The sequence below is a fragment of the Belnapia arida genome (genome assembly GCF_016773205.1).
In the GTDB taxonomy this organism is placed as follows: Bacteria; Pseudomonadota; Alphaproteobacteria; order Acetobacterales; family Acetobacteraceae; genus Belnapia; species Belnapia arida.
Genome location: NZ_JAETWB010000060.1, coordinates 1 through 14,851, shown reverse-complemented (window position 1 = coordinate 14,851; position 14,851 = coordinate 1). Strand labels below are relative to the sequence as shown.

Genomic DNA, 14,851 nt, shown 5'->3' with positions numbered 1-14,851 from the left:
CCAGCGCCGCGTCAGACGCCCAACCAGGCCAATAAATGGCCTACTCCCACGCAGCAGGCAGGCTTTTCAGCAGCCTGTTAAGCGCCTTCTGCTTGCCATCGCCATCCTGGTCGGGGCCGCGGTAATCGCGTTGCGCTATCTCCCGCCTGATTGGGACCCCAGGGAGCCGCTCGACCTCCGGGCAAAGCCTGGGCCCGTGACGAGCTTGAAACTGTCCCTGCTCGCTCGGCGGCCCGAAGCCTGCTTCGCGGCGTTTGAGGCTTCGGGTCTGACCCTCAGGCGAGTGCCGGACCGACCCTCTGACACCTCATGTGAAGTCGAGAACGCAGTGCTGCTTCCTGCCGGCATTCGAATCATGCCGCTCGACCCGGTGGTCACCTGCCGCATGGCCGCTGCCTGGGTACTATTCGAACGGCACGCCCTGCAGCCCGCGTCTCGGAAGCACTTCGGGGTCGATGTCACTGGGCTACGCCACCTTGGCACCTACAACTGCCGAAATGTGTACCACGCCGCGGCTGGCAGGCGGAGCCAACACGCGACCGCAAACGCAATCGACCTCGCCTCTTTCATACTTTCCGATGGCCAAGAAATCGCCATCCCACGCGAGTGGAATGGCATAGAACCGAAAAAGGCATTCTTGCGTGAAGTGCGCGATGGAGCCTGCCTTTGGTTCAATACCGTGCTCGGCCCTGACTACAACGCCGCGCATGCCGATCATCTACACCTCGATATGGGACCCCTGCATACATGTCGCTGAATGCGAGATCAGCAAAGGAGAAGGTCCGGACAGCTACCATGTCTGATTATCTGTCTGGGAGCGCCGCCACGGAATATTTGGAATTTCAAAGCGCTTTAATATTCTATTCACGGTTGGCCGAGTTGGCGTCAACTGTCACATAAGGGAAGATATGGAAAGGCGGCTGCTACAGCACTAGATTTAGCTCCCTAGATATGAACTCAACCGGACCGCTTCAGACCTGCGGATAGCGGCGCGCGCAGTCGGTACTCGACACCTGCAGGCGCGAAGATCAGTTCTGCCTCGGCGCGGAATTGATGCACCAGGCCACGCTCCAGCAGCCGCGAGCCAAACCCGCGCCGCGCCGGGGGCCGCACCGGTGGGCCGCCGCGCTCGCGCCAATGCACCTCCAGCAGATCGCCCTGCCCCGTGATCTGCCACGAGACCTCGACACGTCCGCTCGGCGCCGAGAGCGCCCCATACTTCGCCGCGTTGGTGGCGAGTTCGTGCAGCGCCAAGTGCAGCGCGATGGCGGCCTCGGGCCGCAGCCACACCTCGGGACCGTCGGTTGACACCCGGTCGGCCCTCGCCTCACGGGCCCCATGCGGGGCTAGGGTACGGCGGGCTACCTCGGCCAGCGGGATACCTTGCCACGCCTCCTGGGTGAGCAGGTCGTGCGCGGCAGCTAGAGCGGCCAACCGGGCCTGGAACGCCGCCCGAAAGTCCGCCGCCGTCCCGCCTACCCGCGCGGTCTGGGCGGCGATCGACTGAACCGAGGCCAGCGTGTTCTTCACGCGGTGGTTCAGCTCCCGCAGCAGCAGCCGCTGGCCTGCCTCGGCCTCCTTCCTCGCGGTCACGTCGCGCGCCAGACCTGCCACCCGGCGCACCCGTCCCTCCGCGTCGCGCACGGGGAAGCCAACGTCACGCACCCAGCGCACCTGTCCATCCGCGGGCCGGACGATGCGGTACTCAGTGTCCACCCGCCCGCCCGCGAGCGCGGTGGGGAGCGCCTCCAGCACCCGAGCGCGATCCTCCGGGTGCAGCATCCCCGCCCAGCGCCCCAAATCGTCCATGACTTCGGTGCGCGGGGTGCCCCAGACCGCCTCGAAGGCGGGGCTGAGGTATTCGAGGCGCTGGGTCTCGGCATCGACCACCCAGAGCACGTCGGCCGTGGCCTCGGCGAAATCGCGGAAGCGGGCCTCGCTCTCGCGCAGCGCGACCTCTGCACGCCGGGCCTGCTCGACATTGGTGCTAGTGCCGAACCAGAGCTTGGAGGCACCCTCGCGGCCCTGCAGTGGCAGGCCGCGGGTCTCGAACCGTTCATACGTGCCGTCGCGGCCGCGCAGCCGGTGCTCGACCCACAACTCGCCGTTGGCTGCGGCGACGCGCCACGCCTCCAGCACGCGGTCGCGGTCGTCCGGATGCACGGGATCAAGCCAGCCGAACCCGGCCGCCTTCTCCGCGGTCTGGCCCGTGTGCTCAGTCCAACGCCGGTTGGCGTCAAGCCAGGCGCCACCCGGATGGGAGCTCCAGACGAGGTGGGGCATGGTATCGGTGGCGGCGCGCAGCATGGCGTTGGCGTCCGCCAGCTCGGCGGTGCGCTCGGCCACACGCCGCTCGAGCTGCTGGTTGGCACGCGCAAGGCCATCGTTCGCCCGTGTTAGCTCCTCCCTCTGCGCCCGCAGCTCGTCGTTGGCGACGTGCAACTCTTCGGCGAGGGTCGTCACGGCGGCATGCCGTGCCTCGGCTGTAGCCAGCCTGCCTTCCAGCCTCACGCCGCCAAGGCGAGCGAGCTCGCGCTCTGCGCTATCCAGCTTGGCTTGCAGGGCCTCGGCTACAGCGCGCCAACGCCCGTCGCGGTCCGAGCGGAGCTTCGCCGCCATGGTGTCGCGCTCGCGGGTTCTGTTGCAAAGTTTGCAGCAAGTCGCAGCTGGCCGGGGTAGGCTTCGGATCAGACGGCGACCTGGAACAGCTCGGCGACAAATGCGGCTTGGGCCCGCACGTCTCGTCGGCCTACCTTGTGTACCTGCTCCTTCCTGATCATCGCCATCGCCTCATAGCCTGCCAGGGTTCGTCGTGCCGTGTGGAAGCTGCCGAAGCCAAGCCCTGGTCTGACCAGGCGTTTCAAGCGCCGGTGATCTTGTTCCACAATGTTATTGAGGTACTTACATTGTCGTAGCCGCGAGCGTCGCCACAGCTCGGCGCCCGCCTTCATCTGTTCGACAGCGCAGGGATAGGCCGGGTTCTTGTCTACCGTGACGGTGCGCGGGTTCACCGTATGCGGCTGCCCAAGAGCTTTGCGGAAGAAGCGCTTTGCAGCCGCCGCATCCCGCTTGGCCGAAAGCAGGAAGTCGATCGTCTGGCCGCGGCTGTCGACAGCGCGATACAAGTACATCCATCGGCCTTTCACCCGCACATAGGTCTCATCGACCCTCCACGATCCATTGGACATGCGCAGATGGGGTCGGAGCCGCTGCTCTAGCTTAGGTGCATAGGCCTGGATCCATCGAAAGATGGTGGTGTGTGCGATGTCGACACCGCGCTCCTGCAGCATGAGTTCGAGGTCGCGGTAGCTGATTGGGAACATCAGATACCAGCGCATTGCCCAGAGGATCACCTCAGCCGTGAATTGCCGCCCTCTGAAGGTGAGATCCGCCCGGAGTTTCGCCAGTCGCCGCCGTACCATGCCCCAGCTTGGCCTCGATCGCGCCAAGCCGCAAAGGATGCAACGGAACCCGAGGCTGCCCTACGCAAGCTTTGCGACCGCAGCATGTCGCTGGACCTCTACGTCTGGCTTGCCTACCGGCTGCACCAGCTCGAGCGCTCCGCACCAATCCGCTGGCCGGCAGTCCAGGCGCAGTTTGGTGCCGGCTTCAAGGAGCTGAGGCACTTCCGGCCAGCCTTCCTAAAGGCGCTGGACGCCGCGCTGGCTGCCTATCCTGAGGCGAGGGTGACAGCCGATGAGGCTGGCCTGGTCCTGCACCCCTCTCGGCCAGCGGTGTCGCGCCCAGCGCTGATCCGCGCTTAACCCCACACCCTCTGCCTTCACCTCCCCTCATCCAGCGCCTTGATGCACTGGTAGCGGATCCAGGCCGACCGCCCCATCCCTGACGCCTTCGCAGCAGCATCGATGCGATCGCGCAGGTTGATCTCCATCCGGATCATGGTCGGCTTCATGCCGCTTTCATCAGGCGAGGAGAGGACTGAGACCTTATCGGCCCCTTGGATAAATCGCTCCGCCGCCGCATCTTCGGGCGCAGCGGTACGCTGTACCTTTGGCTTACGCGCTATTGCCAATGTAATGCACTCCGATAGCGGTTTACTAGCTAAACGCAATATCTGCCAAAACTGTCAATTCTTCAACGGCTTTGGAGTCTCGAGGCTGCATCTCAGTCACGGCCTTCCCTTGTGCCGCAGCATTGGGGAAAGCCTTCCGCCTCACGACGACGGCCTTCAGGACCTCCAGCCCCTCAACCTCTCCAATCGCCTCCAACGCCTCGGCGTTGTCCCGCCCTTGGGGGTCGGCGCCGTTCAGGAACGCCAGTGCCCGCAGGTCCGGATTAAGCTCGCGCGCCTCCTTCACTAGGGCTGAGATCTGATCCAGTGCCCACACGTCGAAGCTCCGGGGCTGCAGGGGCACCAGCAGACAATGGGCGACTGTCAGGGCTGCCCTCAAGCTGCCCGTGTCCCGTCCTCCCACATCGATGATGATGTCCCCGTACTTCGGCGCGAGCTGGCGGACCTGGGTCCGCACGGCCGCGCCTTGCAGCACGACGGCCGTATAGCCAGGCGCGCCCATATTCTCTGACCGGAGTTGGGTGAAGAGGGTAGCCGACCCCTGATCGTCCCCATCCACCAGTAGGACATCGCCCCCAGCCGCTGCCCGTAGCACAGCCAAGTTGACGGCAATTGTGGTCTTCCCGACCCCACCTTTGGTATTTCCGATCACAAGGATCATCACTCGCCCCGCTAAACGTACGATTAACAGGCGATATACAAACGATGTATATACGCCCTCTATACGATATCGTATTGCATGACGGACGCAAAAGCGAGGCTGTGCTACCAGCCAATGTCAAAGGGTTTCGATGACTGATCGCTCGCCAGTCAGAGGACAGGACGGCTCGCAGAGCTAACCATTCGGCCGAGATGCCCGCCCGCTCGCACCAGCGGGCCCGCGCCTCAGTCACTCGCCGTTTCGGGCCGTGAACTGAGGCGCTGGACCGCCTTCTACTCTTCACCAGCGGCTGGGTTTGCGTCCGGGTATGCTGCGGAAAATCGGCTTAGCGGTGGCGTCGGTGATGGCCTAGTGCTGCACCTGCAGGGCGAGTAGAAGTGGCGACCATGTCCGATGAGTCAGTTAGGCCAGGATGGCTGCGTGCCTCTTTGGCGCAGGGGCGTCGTGCCGGTGAGTAGTTCCCGCCCTCTTGCAGGCGCCAGCCGTAAAGATGTTGCCGAAACATCTGGCCAAACCGGCGGGGTCAATATCTCAGGCGCGGTTGGTTCCATCGCAGGCGACGTCATCGGCGGCAACAAGGGCCTGGATGAACAGGCGCTAGTGAATGTCCTGGCGGCTCGAGGCTTCCTCCAGGCGGCGGAGGCAGCCGGTCTGCAGCGGCGCACGGTGGTCATGCTGGCGCAGCGGCTCAAACCGGATGAGCGGCTAGACTTCGAGCAGGCGCTTACGGAACTGGGGCGCGCTGTCGATGTGGCCCTTGAGGTCATCGCACGCGGCGAGCGGGAGACGAACGATGACGCTTTTGTCCAGGCGGTGCTGACACGGGTCGCGGATCGGATAGGACACGACCTCGACGGCGGCGCGGAGGAAATCGACAGGGCGCTTGCTGATGTCGACGATAGGCACCGGAGATCCCGGGTCATCCTGTTTGAGGAGGGGATTAGGGTCGACACGCTGCGGCGCGACGCTGCTGCCGTCGCCAAGCGCATTGAGAGCATCGTGGCTGTCAACGAGGCAACTGCCCGCCCGGCATGGTCGCCGGGCTTTCGAGCGCGATACGCCAAGGCTTATGCGGACGGCGAGAGACAGGGCATCAATTTTTCCCTGTCCGTCGCCATCGAGTTGGCGCAGCGAATGGTAGCGACGGCTTACAGTGCCCATGAGCGTGGCGAAGCTCTTACTAAGCTCGGCACCGCGCTCGGGACGCTCGGCGCACGGGAGCGCGGGACGGCGCGGCTGGAGGCGGCGGTGACGGTCTTCCGGGCGGCGCTGGAGGAGTGGACGCGTGAGCGGGCGCCACTCCAGTGGGCGGGGACGCAGATGAACCTCGGCAACACGCTCCGGTCGCTTGGCGAGCGGGAGAGCGGGACGGCGCGTCTGGAGGCGGCGGTGGCAGCTCATCAGGCAGCGCTGGAGGAGTGGACACGCGAGCAGGTGCCGCTCCAGTGGGCGCTGGCGCAGATGAATCTCGGCAGCGCGCTCCGGGTGCTCGGCGCGCGGGAGAGTGGGGTGGCACGGCTGGAGGCAGCGGTGGCGGCCTACCAAGCGGCGCTGGAGGAGTTCACGCGCGAGCGGGTACCACTCGACTGGGCGCTGGCGCAGATGAATCTCGGCAACGCGCTCCAGTCGCTTGGCGAGCGGGAGAGCGGGACGGCGCGTCTGGAGGCGGCGGTGGCGGCTTACCAAGCGGCGCTGGAGGAGAGGACGCGCGAGCGGGTGCCACTCGACTGGGCGGGGACACAGATGAACCTCGGCACCACGCTCGGGACGCTCGGTGCGCGGGAGAGCGGGACAGCACGGCTGCAGGCGGCGGTGGCGGCCTTCCAGGCGGCGTTGGAGGAGTGGACGCGTGAGCGGGTGCCGCTCCAGTGGGCGCTGGCGCAGATGAATCTTGGTAACGCGCTCAAGGTGCTCGGCAAGCGAGAGGGTGAGACGGCACGGCTGGAGGCGGCGGTGACAGCCTACCAAGCGGCGCTCGAGGAGTGGACGCATGAGCGGGTGCCGCTCCAGTGGGCGCTGGCGCAGATGAACCTCGGCACCGCGCTCCAATCGCTTGGCGCGCAGGAGCGCGGGACGGCGCGGCTGGAGGCGGCGGTGACAGCCTACCAAGCGGCGCTCGAGGAGTTCACGCGCGATCGGGCGCCACTTCAGTGGGCGGGGACGCAAATGAACCTCGGCACCGCGCTCGGGACGCTCGGCGCACGGGAGAGCGGGACAGCACGGCTGGAGGCGGCGGTGGCGGCCTATCAGGCGGCGTTGGAGGAGTGGACACGCGAGCGGGTGCCGCTCCAGTGGGCGCTGGCGCAGATAAACCTTGGCAACGCGCTCCGAGCCCTCGGCGAGCGGGAGAGCGGGACGGCGCGGCTGGAGGCGGCGGTGACAGCCTACCAAGCGGCGCTGGAGGAGTTCACGCGCGAGCGCGTGCCACTTGATTGGGCGGCGACGCAGATGGAACTCGGCACCGCGCTCCGAGCCCTTGGCGAGCGGGAGAGCGGGACGGCGCGTCTGGAGGCGGCGGTGACAGCCTACCAGGCGGCGCTCGAGGAGTTCACGCGCGAGCGGGCGCCACTTCAGTGGGCAGGGACGCAAATGAACTTGGGCAATGCGCTCCAGGCGCTCGGCAAGCGGGAGGACGGAACAGCGCGGCTGAAGGCAGCCGTAGCAGCCTACGAAGCGTGCCAAACGATTACGCTAAAAGAATTCCAAGAAAGATGGGCTGATGTTGTGCGCAACCGCAGTGAGACTGCTTCAGCGGAAATCGCACGGCGCATTGCCAGATAGAGTGAGTATCGGAGCATAGCCCTCTTCTCCGATCCGCTTTCGTCTTTGCATGCATCAGAGCGGCTCAAGCCCGAGCAGACTGTCGCCGTTGGCCCTTGGGGCGGCTCGACTTACAGCTATCAAATCTCCGCATTGAATGCAGCGTGGGCGGTTATGTCTGCATTCTACGGATGCCGGACCACCGCTCCGTGACCGTAGCTTCGGCGTGGTCGGGACCATAACGCCACTGGTCGGTCTCTGGCTTGATGAGCGGTAGCTGCCCAGCCACGTGCGTCACATCGAGCGGGTGAAGCGCTCGCCTGCTACGGCCGCCTCTTCCACCTTGGCAAGGTCGAGGGCAGCAACCAAGCAACTGCACTGCTTGGTGAACCATCGTTCTTGGGTTGAGTAAGTCAAAATTTACTCATTGGCCTAGGATAGTTCGCCAGCGATGCGGTGCTGAGGGTTTCAAGAGCCACTACTGAGACAGCGCTGTCCAGCACATGCTCGCAGCCGTTAGATTAACCTGCACGGGCAAGGTGGGAAATAGGAGTTCACTATGAACGAGCGAGCAGGCGAAGGACAAAGTGGCGGGATCAACATCAGCGGCTCCGTTGGTTCCGTTGGTGGTGACATGGTAGGCGGCAACAAGGTTGTAGGTACTCCGTCCACGGCAGCGCTCGAGGAGGCGCTCCGTCCAGTCATTGAGGTGATCCGTGCCGCTTCATCTGCGGCGCAGCCCGAGGCGGAAGCCAAAGCGGCCGCGTTGAAGCAGGAAGCAGCCAAGGGTAAAGGTGCCGATGACAAGGTAATTGCCAAGCTAGTGGACGGGCTGGTCGGACTAGTACCGGGAGCGGCAAGCGCGGTGGTCAGTGCCTTCGGCACGCCAATCCTTGGCGGCATTGCCGGCCCAGTCACCGGGTTTGTCCTAGACAAGCTGCGTGGCCGGTAGAGGTGGCGATTGTGCCAGACAAGCCAGGATGGCTACACGTTCTCTTGGCACAAGGGCACCGCGCTGGTGAACAGTTCCCGTTCCTTAGCCAGACCAGCGGGGTCAGCATCTCAGGTGTGGTTGGCTCCATCGCCGGCGACGTCATCGGTGGCAACAAGGGTCTCGATGAACAAGCGTTAGTAGATGCTTTAGAGGCCCGAGGTTTTCTCCAGACGGCGGAGGCGGCTGGTCTGCAGCGGCGCACGGTGGTCATGCTGGCGCAGCGGCTCAAGCCGAATGAGCGGCTCGATTTCGAGCAGGCGCTTACAGAGTTGGAGCGCGCCGTCGATGTCGCCCTTGAGGTCATCGCACGCGGTGAGCAGGGGACGAACGACGACGCTTTTGTCCAAGCGGTGCTGGCACGGGTTGCGGATCGGATAAAGCACGACCTCGACGGCGGTACGGAGGAAATCGACAGGGCGCTCGCCGATCTTGAGGACAGGCATCGGAGATCCCGGATCATCCTGTTAGAGGAGGGGATCAAGGTCGACACGCTGCGGCGCGACGCTGCCGCCGTTGCCAGGCGCATCGAGAGTATCGTGGCGATCGATGAGGCAACCGACCGGCCGGCGTGGTCGCCGACTTTTCGAGTGCGATACGCCGAAGCCTATGCGGATGGCGAGAAGCAGGGCATCAATTTTTCCCTGTCCGTCGCCATCGAGTTGGCGCAGCGGATGATAGCGACAGCTCACAATGCTGATGAGCGTGGCGATGCTCTTACCAAGCTTGGCAATGCGCTCGGGACCCTCGGCGAGCGGGAGAGCGGGACAGCCCGGCTGGAGGCGTCGGTGGCGGCCTTCCAGGCAGCGCTGAAGGAGTTCACGCGCGAGCGTGTGCCGCTCCAGTGGGCGGGGACGCAGATGAACCTCGGCACTGCGCTCCGGGCGCTCGGCGTGCGGGAGAGCGGGACGGCGCGACTGGAGGCGTCGGTGGCGGCCTACCAGGCGGCGTTGGAGGAGGGGACGCGCGAGCGGGCGCCACTCGACTGGGCAGCGACGCAGATGAATTTTGGTGCGGCCCTACAGTCGCTCGGCGTGCGGGAGAGCGGGACGGCGCGACTGGAGGCGTCGGTGGCGGCCTACCAGGCGGCGCTGCAGGAGTGGACGCGCGAGCGGGCACCGCTCCAATGGGCGCTGACGCAGATGAACCTCGGCAATGCCCTTCGGACGCTCGGTGAGCGGGAGAGTGGGACGGCGCGGCTGGAGGCGTCGGTGGCGGCCTACCAGGCGGCGCTGCAGGAGTGGACGCGCGAGCGGGTGCCATTCGACTGGGCGTTGGCGCAGATGAACCTCGGCACCGCACTCGGAACGCTCGGCGAGCGGGAGGGCAGGACGGCGCGGCTGGAGGCATCGGTGGCGGCCTTTCAGGCAGCGCTGGAGGAGAGGACGCGCGAGCAGGTGCCGCTCCAGTGGGCAGCGACGCAGATGAACCTCGGCAACGCGCTCCAGAGGCTTGGCGAGCGGGAGAGCGGGACGGCGCGGCTGGAGGCGGCAGTGGCAGCCTACCAAGCGGCGTTGGAGGAGAGGACGCGCGAGCGGGTGCCACTCGACTGGGCGGCGGCGCAAATGAACCTTGGCACCGCGCTCCAGTCGCTCGGCGAGCGGGAGAGCGACACGGCGCGGCTGGAGGCGGCGGTGGCAGCCTACCAGGCGGCGTTGGAGGAGTTCACGCGCGAGCGGGTGCCACTCGACTGGGCGACGACGCAAATGAACCTCGGCACCGCGCTCCAATCCCTCGGCGAGCGGGAGAGCGACACGGCGCGGCTGGAGGCGGCGGTGGCGGCTTACCAAGCGGCGTTGGAGGAGTTGACGCGCGAGCGGGCGCCGCTCCAGTGGGCGGCAACACAGATGAACATCGGTGTGTCCCTCCAGTCGCTCAGCGAGCGGGAGAGCGGGACGACGCGGCTGGAGGCGTCGGTGTCAGCCTTCCAGGCGGCTTTGGAGGAATGGACGCGCGAGCGGGTGCCGCTCCAGTGGGCGATGGCGCAGATGAATTTCGGTAATGCGCTCCGGGCGCTCGGCACGCGGGAGAGCGGGACGGTGCGGCTGGAGGCAGCGGTGGCAGCCTACCAGGCGGCGCTGGAGGAGAGGACGCGCGAGCAGGTGCCGTTCCAGTGGGCGATGACGCAGATGAACCTCGGTATTGCACTTCAGATGCTTGGTGAGCGGGAGAGCGGGACGGCGCGGCTGAAGGCGGCCGTAGCAGCCTACGAAGCGTGCAAAACGATTGCGTCAAAAGAATTCCAAGAAAGATGGGCTGATGTTGTGCGCAACTGCAGTGAGGCTGTTTTGGCAGAAATCGCACGGCGCATTACTAGATAGAGTGTGCATTGGGGCATGGCTCTCTTCTCCGACTTGCCTTCGTTTTCGTCTGCATCAGAGCGGCCGGAGCCCGAGCAAACAGTCGCCGTTGGCTCCTAGAGCGGCCCGACCAATAGCTATCCTAGCGCTTGCAGTGAATGCGGCGTGGGCGACCATGTCTGCAGTCTGCAGATGCCGGACCACCGCTCCATGACCGCAGCTTCGGCGTGGTCGGGACCATAACGCCGCTGGTTGATTTCTGGCTCGATGAGCGCCGGCTGCCCAGTTATACCAACCCTATTTGAGATTGACTTAACACAACCGTGCTGGACAATTCGGTAAGCTCCCGCCAATGGGTCAGCCTTTTCCCGAGTTGGGATTACATACGCCTCGTCGAGCGGATGAAGTACTGACCGGCTATAACCGCCTCATCCACGTCACCGATTCCTCGGACAAGGTCGAAGATGGCAGCCAAGTAATGCACCGCTTGGTGGTCCATCTATTTTTGGTTGCATAAATCGCGAATGCGGCACTGGCGTAGGATGGTTCACCAGCGATGTGATGCTGGGGCTTCGAGAGCCACTACCGAGACAACGCTGTCCAACACACGCCCACAACCGATAGATTAACCTGCATGGTTAACGCGGGAAGTAGGGGGTTCACTATGAACGAGCGAGCAGGCGAAGGACAAAGTGGCGGGATCAACATCAGCGGCTCCATTGGTTCCGTTGGTGGTGACATGGTAGGCGGCAACAAGGTTGTAGGTACTCCGTCCACGGCAGCGCTCGAGGAGGCGCTCCGTCCAGTCATTGAGGTGATCCGTGCCGCTTCATCTGCGGCGCAGCCCGAGGCGGAAGCCAAAGCGGCCGCGTTGAAGCAGGAAGCAGCCAAGGGCAAGGGCGCCGATGACAGGGTCATCGCCAAGCTTGTGGACGGGTTGGTCGGACTAGTACCGGGAGCTGCAAGCGCGGTGGTCAGTGCCTTCGGCACGCCAATCCTCAGCGGCATTACCGGTCCGGTAACAGGATTCGTTTTGGACAAGCTGCGTGGCGAGTAGAAGCAGCGATCATATCCGATAAATCAGTTAGGCCAGGGTGTCTGCACGCGCTCTGGTCACAGGTGCGCCCAACTGGTGAGCAGTTCTCACCCTCTAGTGGGTATCAGTCATGAAGATTTTGCCGGAACCATCTAGCCAAGCCGGTGGGGTCAATATCTCAGGCACGGTTGGTTCCATCGCGGGCGACGTCATCGGCGGCAACAGGGGCCTGGATGAACGAGCATCAGCGGAGGCCTTAGTGGATGTCTTGGAGGCCCGAGGTTTACTCCAGGCGTCGGATGTAGCTGGTCTGCAGCGGTGCACGGTTGTCATGCTGGCGCAGCGGCTCAAACCGGATGAGCGGCTAGACTTCGAGCAGGCGCTTACGGAACTGAGGCGCGCTGTCGATGTGGCCCTTGAGGTCATCGCACGCGGCGAGCGGGAGACGAACGATGACGCTTTTGTCCAGGCGGTGCTGACGCGGGTCGCGGATCGGATAGGACACGACCTCGACGGCGGCGCGGAGGAAATCGACAGGGCGCTTGCTGATCTCGACGATAGGCACCGGAGATCCCGGGTCATCTTGTTTGAGGAGGGGATCAAGGTTGACACGCTGCGGCGCGATGCTGCCTCCGTTGCCAAGCGCATTGAGAGCATCGTTGCTGTCAACGAGGCAACTGCCCGCCCGGCATGGTCGCCGGGCTTTCGAGTGCGATACGCCGAGGCTTATGCGGACGGCGAGAGACAGGGCATCAATTTTTCACTGTCCGTCGCCATCGAGTTGGCTCAGCGAATGGTAGCGACAGCCCATAATGCCGATGAGCGTGGCGATGCCCTCACCGTGCTCGGCACCGCGCTCGGGACGCTCGGCGCACGGGAGCGCGGGACGGCGCGGCTGGAGGCGGCAGTGGCGGCTCACGAAGCAGCTCTGAAGGAGAGGGCGCGCGAGCGGTGGCCACTCCAGTGGGCGGCGACGCAGATGAGTCTCGGTAACACGCTCCGGTCGCTTGGCGAGCGGGAGAGCGGGACGGCGCGGCTGGAGGCGGCGGTGGCGGCCTACGAGGCGGCGCTGGAGGAATGGACGCGTGAGCGGGCGCCGCTCGACTGGGCGTTGACGCAGATGAACCTCGGCACCACGCTCCGGTCGCTTGGCGAGCGGGAGAGCGGGACGGCGCGGCTGGAGGCGGCGGTGGCGGCCTACCAAGCGGCGTTGGAGGAGAGGACTCGCGAGCGAATGCCGCTCGACTGGGCATTGGCGCAGATGAACCTTGGCACCGCGCTCGGGACGCTTGGCGAGCGGGAGAGTGGGACGGCGCGGCTGGAGGAGGCAGTGACGGCCTTCCGGGCGGCGCTGCAGGGATGGCCGCGCGAGCGGGCGCCGCTCCGGTGGGCGTTGACGCAGATGAACCTCGGCACCGCGCTCCGGTCGCTTGGCGAGCGGGAGGGCAGGACGGCGCGGCTGGAGGAGGCGGTGACGGCCTTCCAGGCGGCGCTGGAGGAAAGGACGCGCGAGCGGTGGCCATTCCAGTGGGCGGCGACGCAGATGAACCTCGGCACTGCGCTCCAGTCGCTTGGCGAGCAGGAGAGCGGGACGGCACGGCTGGAGGCGGCGGTAGCGGCCTTCCAGGCGGCGCTGGAGGAGTTGACGCGTGAACGGTGGCCACTCCAGTGGGCCATGACGCAGATGAACCTTGGCACTGCGCTCCGGGCGCTCGGCGCACGAGAGAGCGGGACAGCACGGCTGGAGGAGGCGGTGGTGGCCCACGAAGCAGCCCTGAAGGAGAGGACGCGCGAGCGGGCGCCACTCGACTGGGCAGCGACGCAGATGAGCCTCGGCAATGTGTTCCGACTGCTTGGCGAGCGGGAGAGCGGAACGGCGTGGCTGGAAGCGGCGGTGGCGGCTTACCAGGCGGCGCTGGAGGAATGGACGCGCGAGCGGGCGCCGCTCGACTGGGCGATTATACAGGGGAACCTGGGCAACGCGCTCCGGGCGCTCGGCGAGCGGGAGAGCGGGACGGTACGGCTGGAAGCGGCGGTGGCGGCCTACCAAGCGGCACTAAAGGAGTGGACGCGCGAGCGGACGCCGCTCCAGTGGGCGGGGACACAGATGAACCTTGGTGCGGCCCTCCAGTCGCTCGGCGAGCGGAAGGGTGGGACAGTGCAGCTGAAGGCAGCCGTAGCTGCCTACGAAGCGTGCAAGACGATTGCACTAAAGGAATTTCAAGAAAAGTGGGCTGATGTTGTGCGCAACCGCAGCGAGGCTGCTTCAGCGGAAATTGCACGGCGTATTGTTGGATAGGGTGTGCATCGGAGCATGACCCTCCTCTCCAATCCGCCTTTTTCTTCGTTTAAATCAGATTGGCCCGAGGCTAAGCAGATGGCCGCCGTTGGCCTCTTAGACCTAATGCAGCAGCCCTCACGGCGCTACCTATGTCGGCGACGGTCGCACAGTCGTCTGTTGGGAATATGCTTTGGCCTGCCCCCCAGGCGTACCGTCCAGCCCCGCTGATGGCCTTCGGCGGTCCCAGTGCGCAGGTCGGGACGGCAGAGGCGGTGGCAGGCTCTGGGGAGCCTCTTGGCGCAGCTGGCGAGACCGATGCCCTGTCAGCGCGTCTGCGCGCAGAGGATCAACCGACGGCTGTTGCCACCCGGCTGCTGGACCGGAACCTGTTTCTGACAGAGGGCACGCCAATCGCTTGCGTCCCGGATGTGCCGATCACGTCTGATGTCGCGGGCGCCTTCCGGTGCAAGGTGCCTGAAGCCATCTACTCGACGTCTGGTGCAGTGCCACTGCTTGATGCCGGTACCTGGATCACCGGACGGGTTGGCGCGGGGCTGCAACGCGGCCAGCGCCGGCTGTTCGCTGTCATGACCCGTATCGAGACGCCGCAGGGCTGCCTCATCCGGATCCGCGCGCCAGCTGCTGATGCGCTTGGTCAAGCCGGGCTAGATGGCGAGATCGATACGCACTCCTTTCAGCGCTTCGGCGCCTATGAACCGCTCTGGGTTTGCCGGAGGCTTCAAACCTTGAGAGGTTGGAGCCATGACGAAGAAGACGTTGAACCGATTT

The 14,851-nt window shown here is 65.2% G+C and carries 14 protein-coding genes; 8 read left to right on the top strand and 6 right to left on the bottom strand.

The window, feature by feature from the left end; translation table 11 throughout:
* Positions 1-196 precede the first annotated feature (196 nt).
* A complete protein-coding gene (locus tag JMJ56_RS30620; protein ID WP_328702514.1) occupies positions 197-757 on the top strand; it encodes an extensin-like domain-containing protein in 561 nt (186 codons plus the stop codon).
* A gap of 200 nt (positions 758-957) precedes the next feature.
* Here JMJ56_RS30620 and JMJ56_RS30615 read toward each other — a convergent pair whose 3' ends face one another.
* On the bottom strand, positions 958-2,619 hold the full coding sequence (locus JMJ56_RS30615; RefSeq protein WP_202835544.1) for a sensor histidine kinase: 1,662 nt from the start codon (positions 2,617-2,619) through the stop codon (positions 958-960).
* A gap of 68 nt (positions 2,620-2,687) precedes the next feature.
* Positions 2,688-3,422 carry an IS6 family transposase gene (locus JMJ56_RS30610; protein WP_202835542.1) on the bottom strand — a complete coding sequence of 245 codons (735 nt, stop codon included), beginning with the start codon at positions 3,420-3,422 and terminating at the stop codon, positions 2,688-2,690.
* An 84-nt stretch (positions 3,423-3,506) separates the two neighbouring features.
* Here JMJ56_RS30610 and JMJ56_RS35815 point away from each other — a divergent pair, with 84 nt between their 5' ends.
* Entirely contained in the window at positions 3,507-3,764 is a 258-nt protein-coding gene (locus tag JMJ56_RS35815) for a replication protein RepA (protein WP_202835540.1), read from the top strand.
* A gap of 17 nt (positions 3,765-3,781) precedes the next feature.
* Here JMJ56_RS35815 and JMJ56_RS35110 read toward each other — a convergent pair whose 3' ends face one another.
* Both JMJ56_RS35110 and JMJ56_RS30600 read right to left on the bottom strand, forming a co-directional pair.
* Positions 3,782-3,913, bottom strand: coding sequence for a hypothetical protein (locus JMJ56_RS35110; RefSeq protein ID WP_268885168.1), 132 nt, complete (start codon positions 3,911-3,913; stop codon positions 3,782-3,784).
* Between the two features lie 145 nt (positions 3,914-4,058).
* Positions 4,059-4,694: an AAA family ATPase gene (locus tag JMJ56_RS30600; RefSeq protein ID WP_202835539.1), complete on the bottom strand. Its 636-nt coding sequence runs from the start codon at positions 4,692-4,694 to the stop codon at positions 4,059-4,061.
* Positions 4,695-5,294: 600 nt separating this feature from the next.
* Here JMJ56_RS30600 and JMJ56_RS30595 point away from each other — a divergent pair.
* Positions 5,295-7,475: a tetratricopeptide repeat protein gene (locus tag JMJ56_RS30595; RefSeq protein WP_202835538.1), complete on the top strand. Its 2,181-nt coding sequence runs from the start codon at positions 5,295-5,297 to the stop codon at positions 7,473-7,475.
* Between the two features lie 538 nt (positions 7,476-8,013).
* A complete protein-coding gene (locus JMJ56_RS30590) occupies positions 8,014-8,406 on the top strand; it encodes a hypothetical protein (protein WP_202835537.1) in 393 nt (130 codons plus the stop codon).
* A 188-nt stretch (positions 8,407-8,594) separates the two neighbouring features.
* Here the strand turns inward: JMJ56_RS30590 and JMJ56_RS30585 are convergent, their stop codons facing one another.
* Positions 8,595-8,891: a hypothetical protein gene (locus tag JMJ56_RS30585; RefSeq protein ID WP_202835536.1), complete on the bottom strand. Its 297-nt coding sequence runs from the start codon at positions 8,889-8,891 to the stop codon at positions 8,595-8,597.
* Positions 8,892-8,984: 93 nt separating this feature from the next.
* Here JMJ56_RS30585 and JMJ56_RS34485 point away from each other — a divergent pair, with 93 nt between their 5' ends.
* Both JMJ56_RS34485 and JMJ56_RS30575 read left to right on the top strand, forming a co-directional pair.
* A complete protein-coding gene (locus JMJ56_RS34485; RefSeq protein WP_202835535.1) occupies positions 8,985-10,766 on the top strand; it encodes a tetratricopeptide repeat protein in 1,782 nt (593 codons plus the stop codon).
* Between the two features lie 643 nt (positions 10,767-11,409).
* Positions 11,410-11,802 (top strand): hypothetical protein, encoded by a 393-nt coding sequence (locus JMJ56_RS30575; RefSeq protein ID WP_202835534.1) that lies wholly within the window; start codon positions 11,410-11,412, stop codon positions 11,800-11,802.
* A gap of 343 nt (positions 11,803-12,145) precedes the next feature.
* Here the strand turns inward: JMJ56_RS30575 and JMJ56_RS30570 are convergent, their stop codons facing one another.
* Complete coding sequence (locus JMJ56_RS30570; protein ID WP_202835533.1) at positions 12,146-12,346, bottom strand: hypothetical protein; 201 nt, start codon at positions 12,344-12,346, stop codon at positions 12,146-12,148.
* Positions 12,347-12,574: 228 nt separating this feature from the next.
* Between JMJ56_RS30570 and JMJ56_RS30565 the strand changes: the two genes are divergently transcribed.
* Both JMJ56_RS30565 and JMJ56_RS30560 read left to right on the top strand, forming a co-directional pair.
* Complete coding sequence (locus tag JMJ56_RS30565; protein ID WP_202835532.1) at positions 12,575-14,080, top strand: tetratricopeptide repeat protein; 1,506 nt, start codon at positions 12,575-12,577, stop codon at positions 14,078-14,080.
* Positions 14,081-14,289: 209 nt separating this feature from the next.
* A partial coding sequence (locus JMJ56_RS30560; protein ID WP_202835531.1) for a TrbI/VirB10 family protein occupies positions 14,290-14,851 on the top strand: 562 nt, incomplete at its 3' end.

Bases quoted from the DNA above. Each gene is read 5' to 3' on its own strand.
- JMJ56_RS30615 (WP_202835544.1), bottom strand. From the start codon at position 2,619: ATGGCGGCGAAGCTCCGCTCGGACCGCGACGGGCGTTGGCGCGCTGTA.
- JMJ56_RS30610 (WP_202835542.1), bottom strand. From the start codon at position 3,422: ATGGTACGGCGGCGACTGGCGAAACTCCGGGCGGATCTCACCTTCAGA.
- JMJ56_RS35815 (WP_202835540.1), top strand. From the start codon at position 3,507: ATGTCGCTGGACCTCTACGTCTGGCTTGCCTACCGGCTGCACCAGCTC.
- JMJ56_RS35110 (WP_268885168.1), bottom strand. From the start codon at position 3,913: ATGAAGCCGACCATGATCCGGATGGAGATCAACCTGCGCGATCGCATC.
- JMJ56_RS30600 (WP_202835539.1), bottom strand. From the start codon at position 4,694: ATGATCCTTGTGATCGGAAATACCAAAGGTGGGGTCGGGAAGACCACA.
- JMJ56_RS30590 (WP_202835537.1), top strand. From the start codon at position 8,014: ATGAACGAGCGAGCAGGCGAAGGACAAAGTGGCGGGATCAACATCAGC.
- JMJ56_RS30585 (WP_202835536.1), bottom strand. From the start codon at position 8,891: ATGCCTGTCCTCAAGATCGGCGAGCGCCCTGTCGATTTCCTCCGTACC.
- JMJ56_RS30575 (WP_202835534.1), top strand. From the start codon at position 11,410: ATGAACGAGCGAGCAGGCGAAGGACAAAGTGGCGGGATCAACATCAGC.
- JMJ56_RS30565 (WP_202835532.1), top strand. From the start codon at position 12,575: ATGGTAGCGACAGCCCATAATGCCGATGAGCGTGGCGATGCCCTCACC.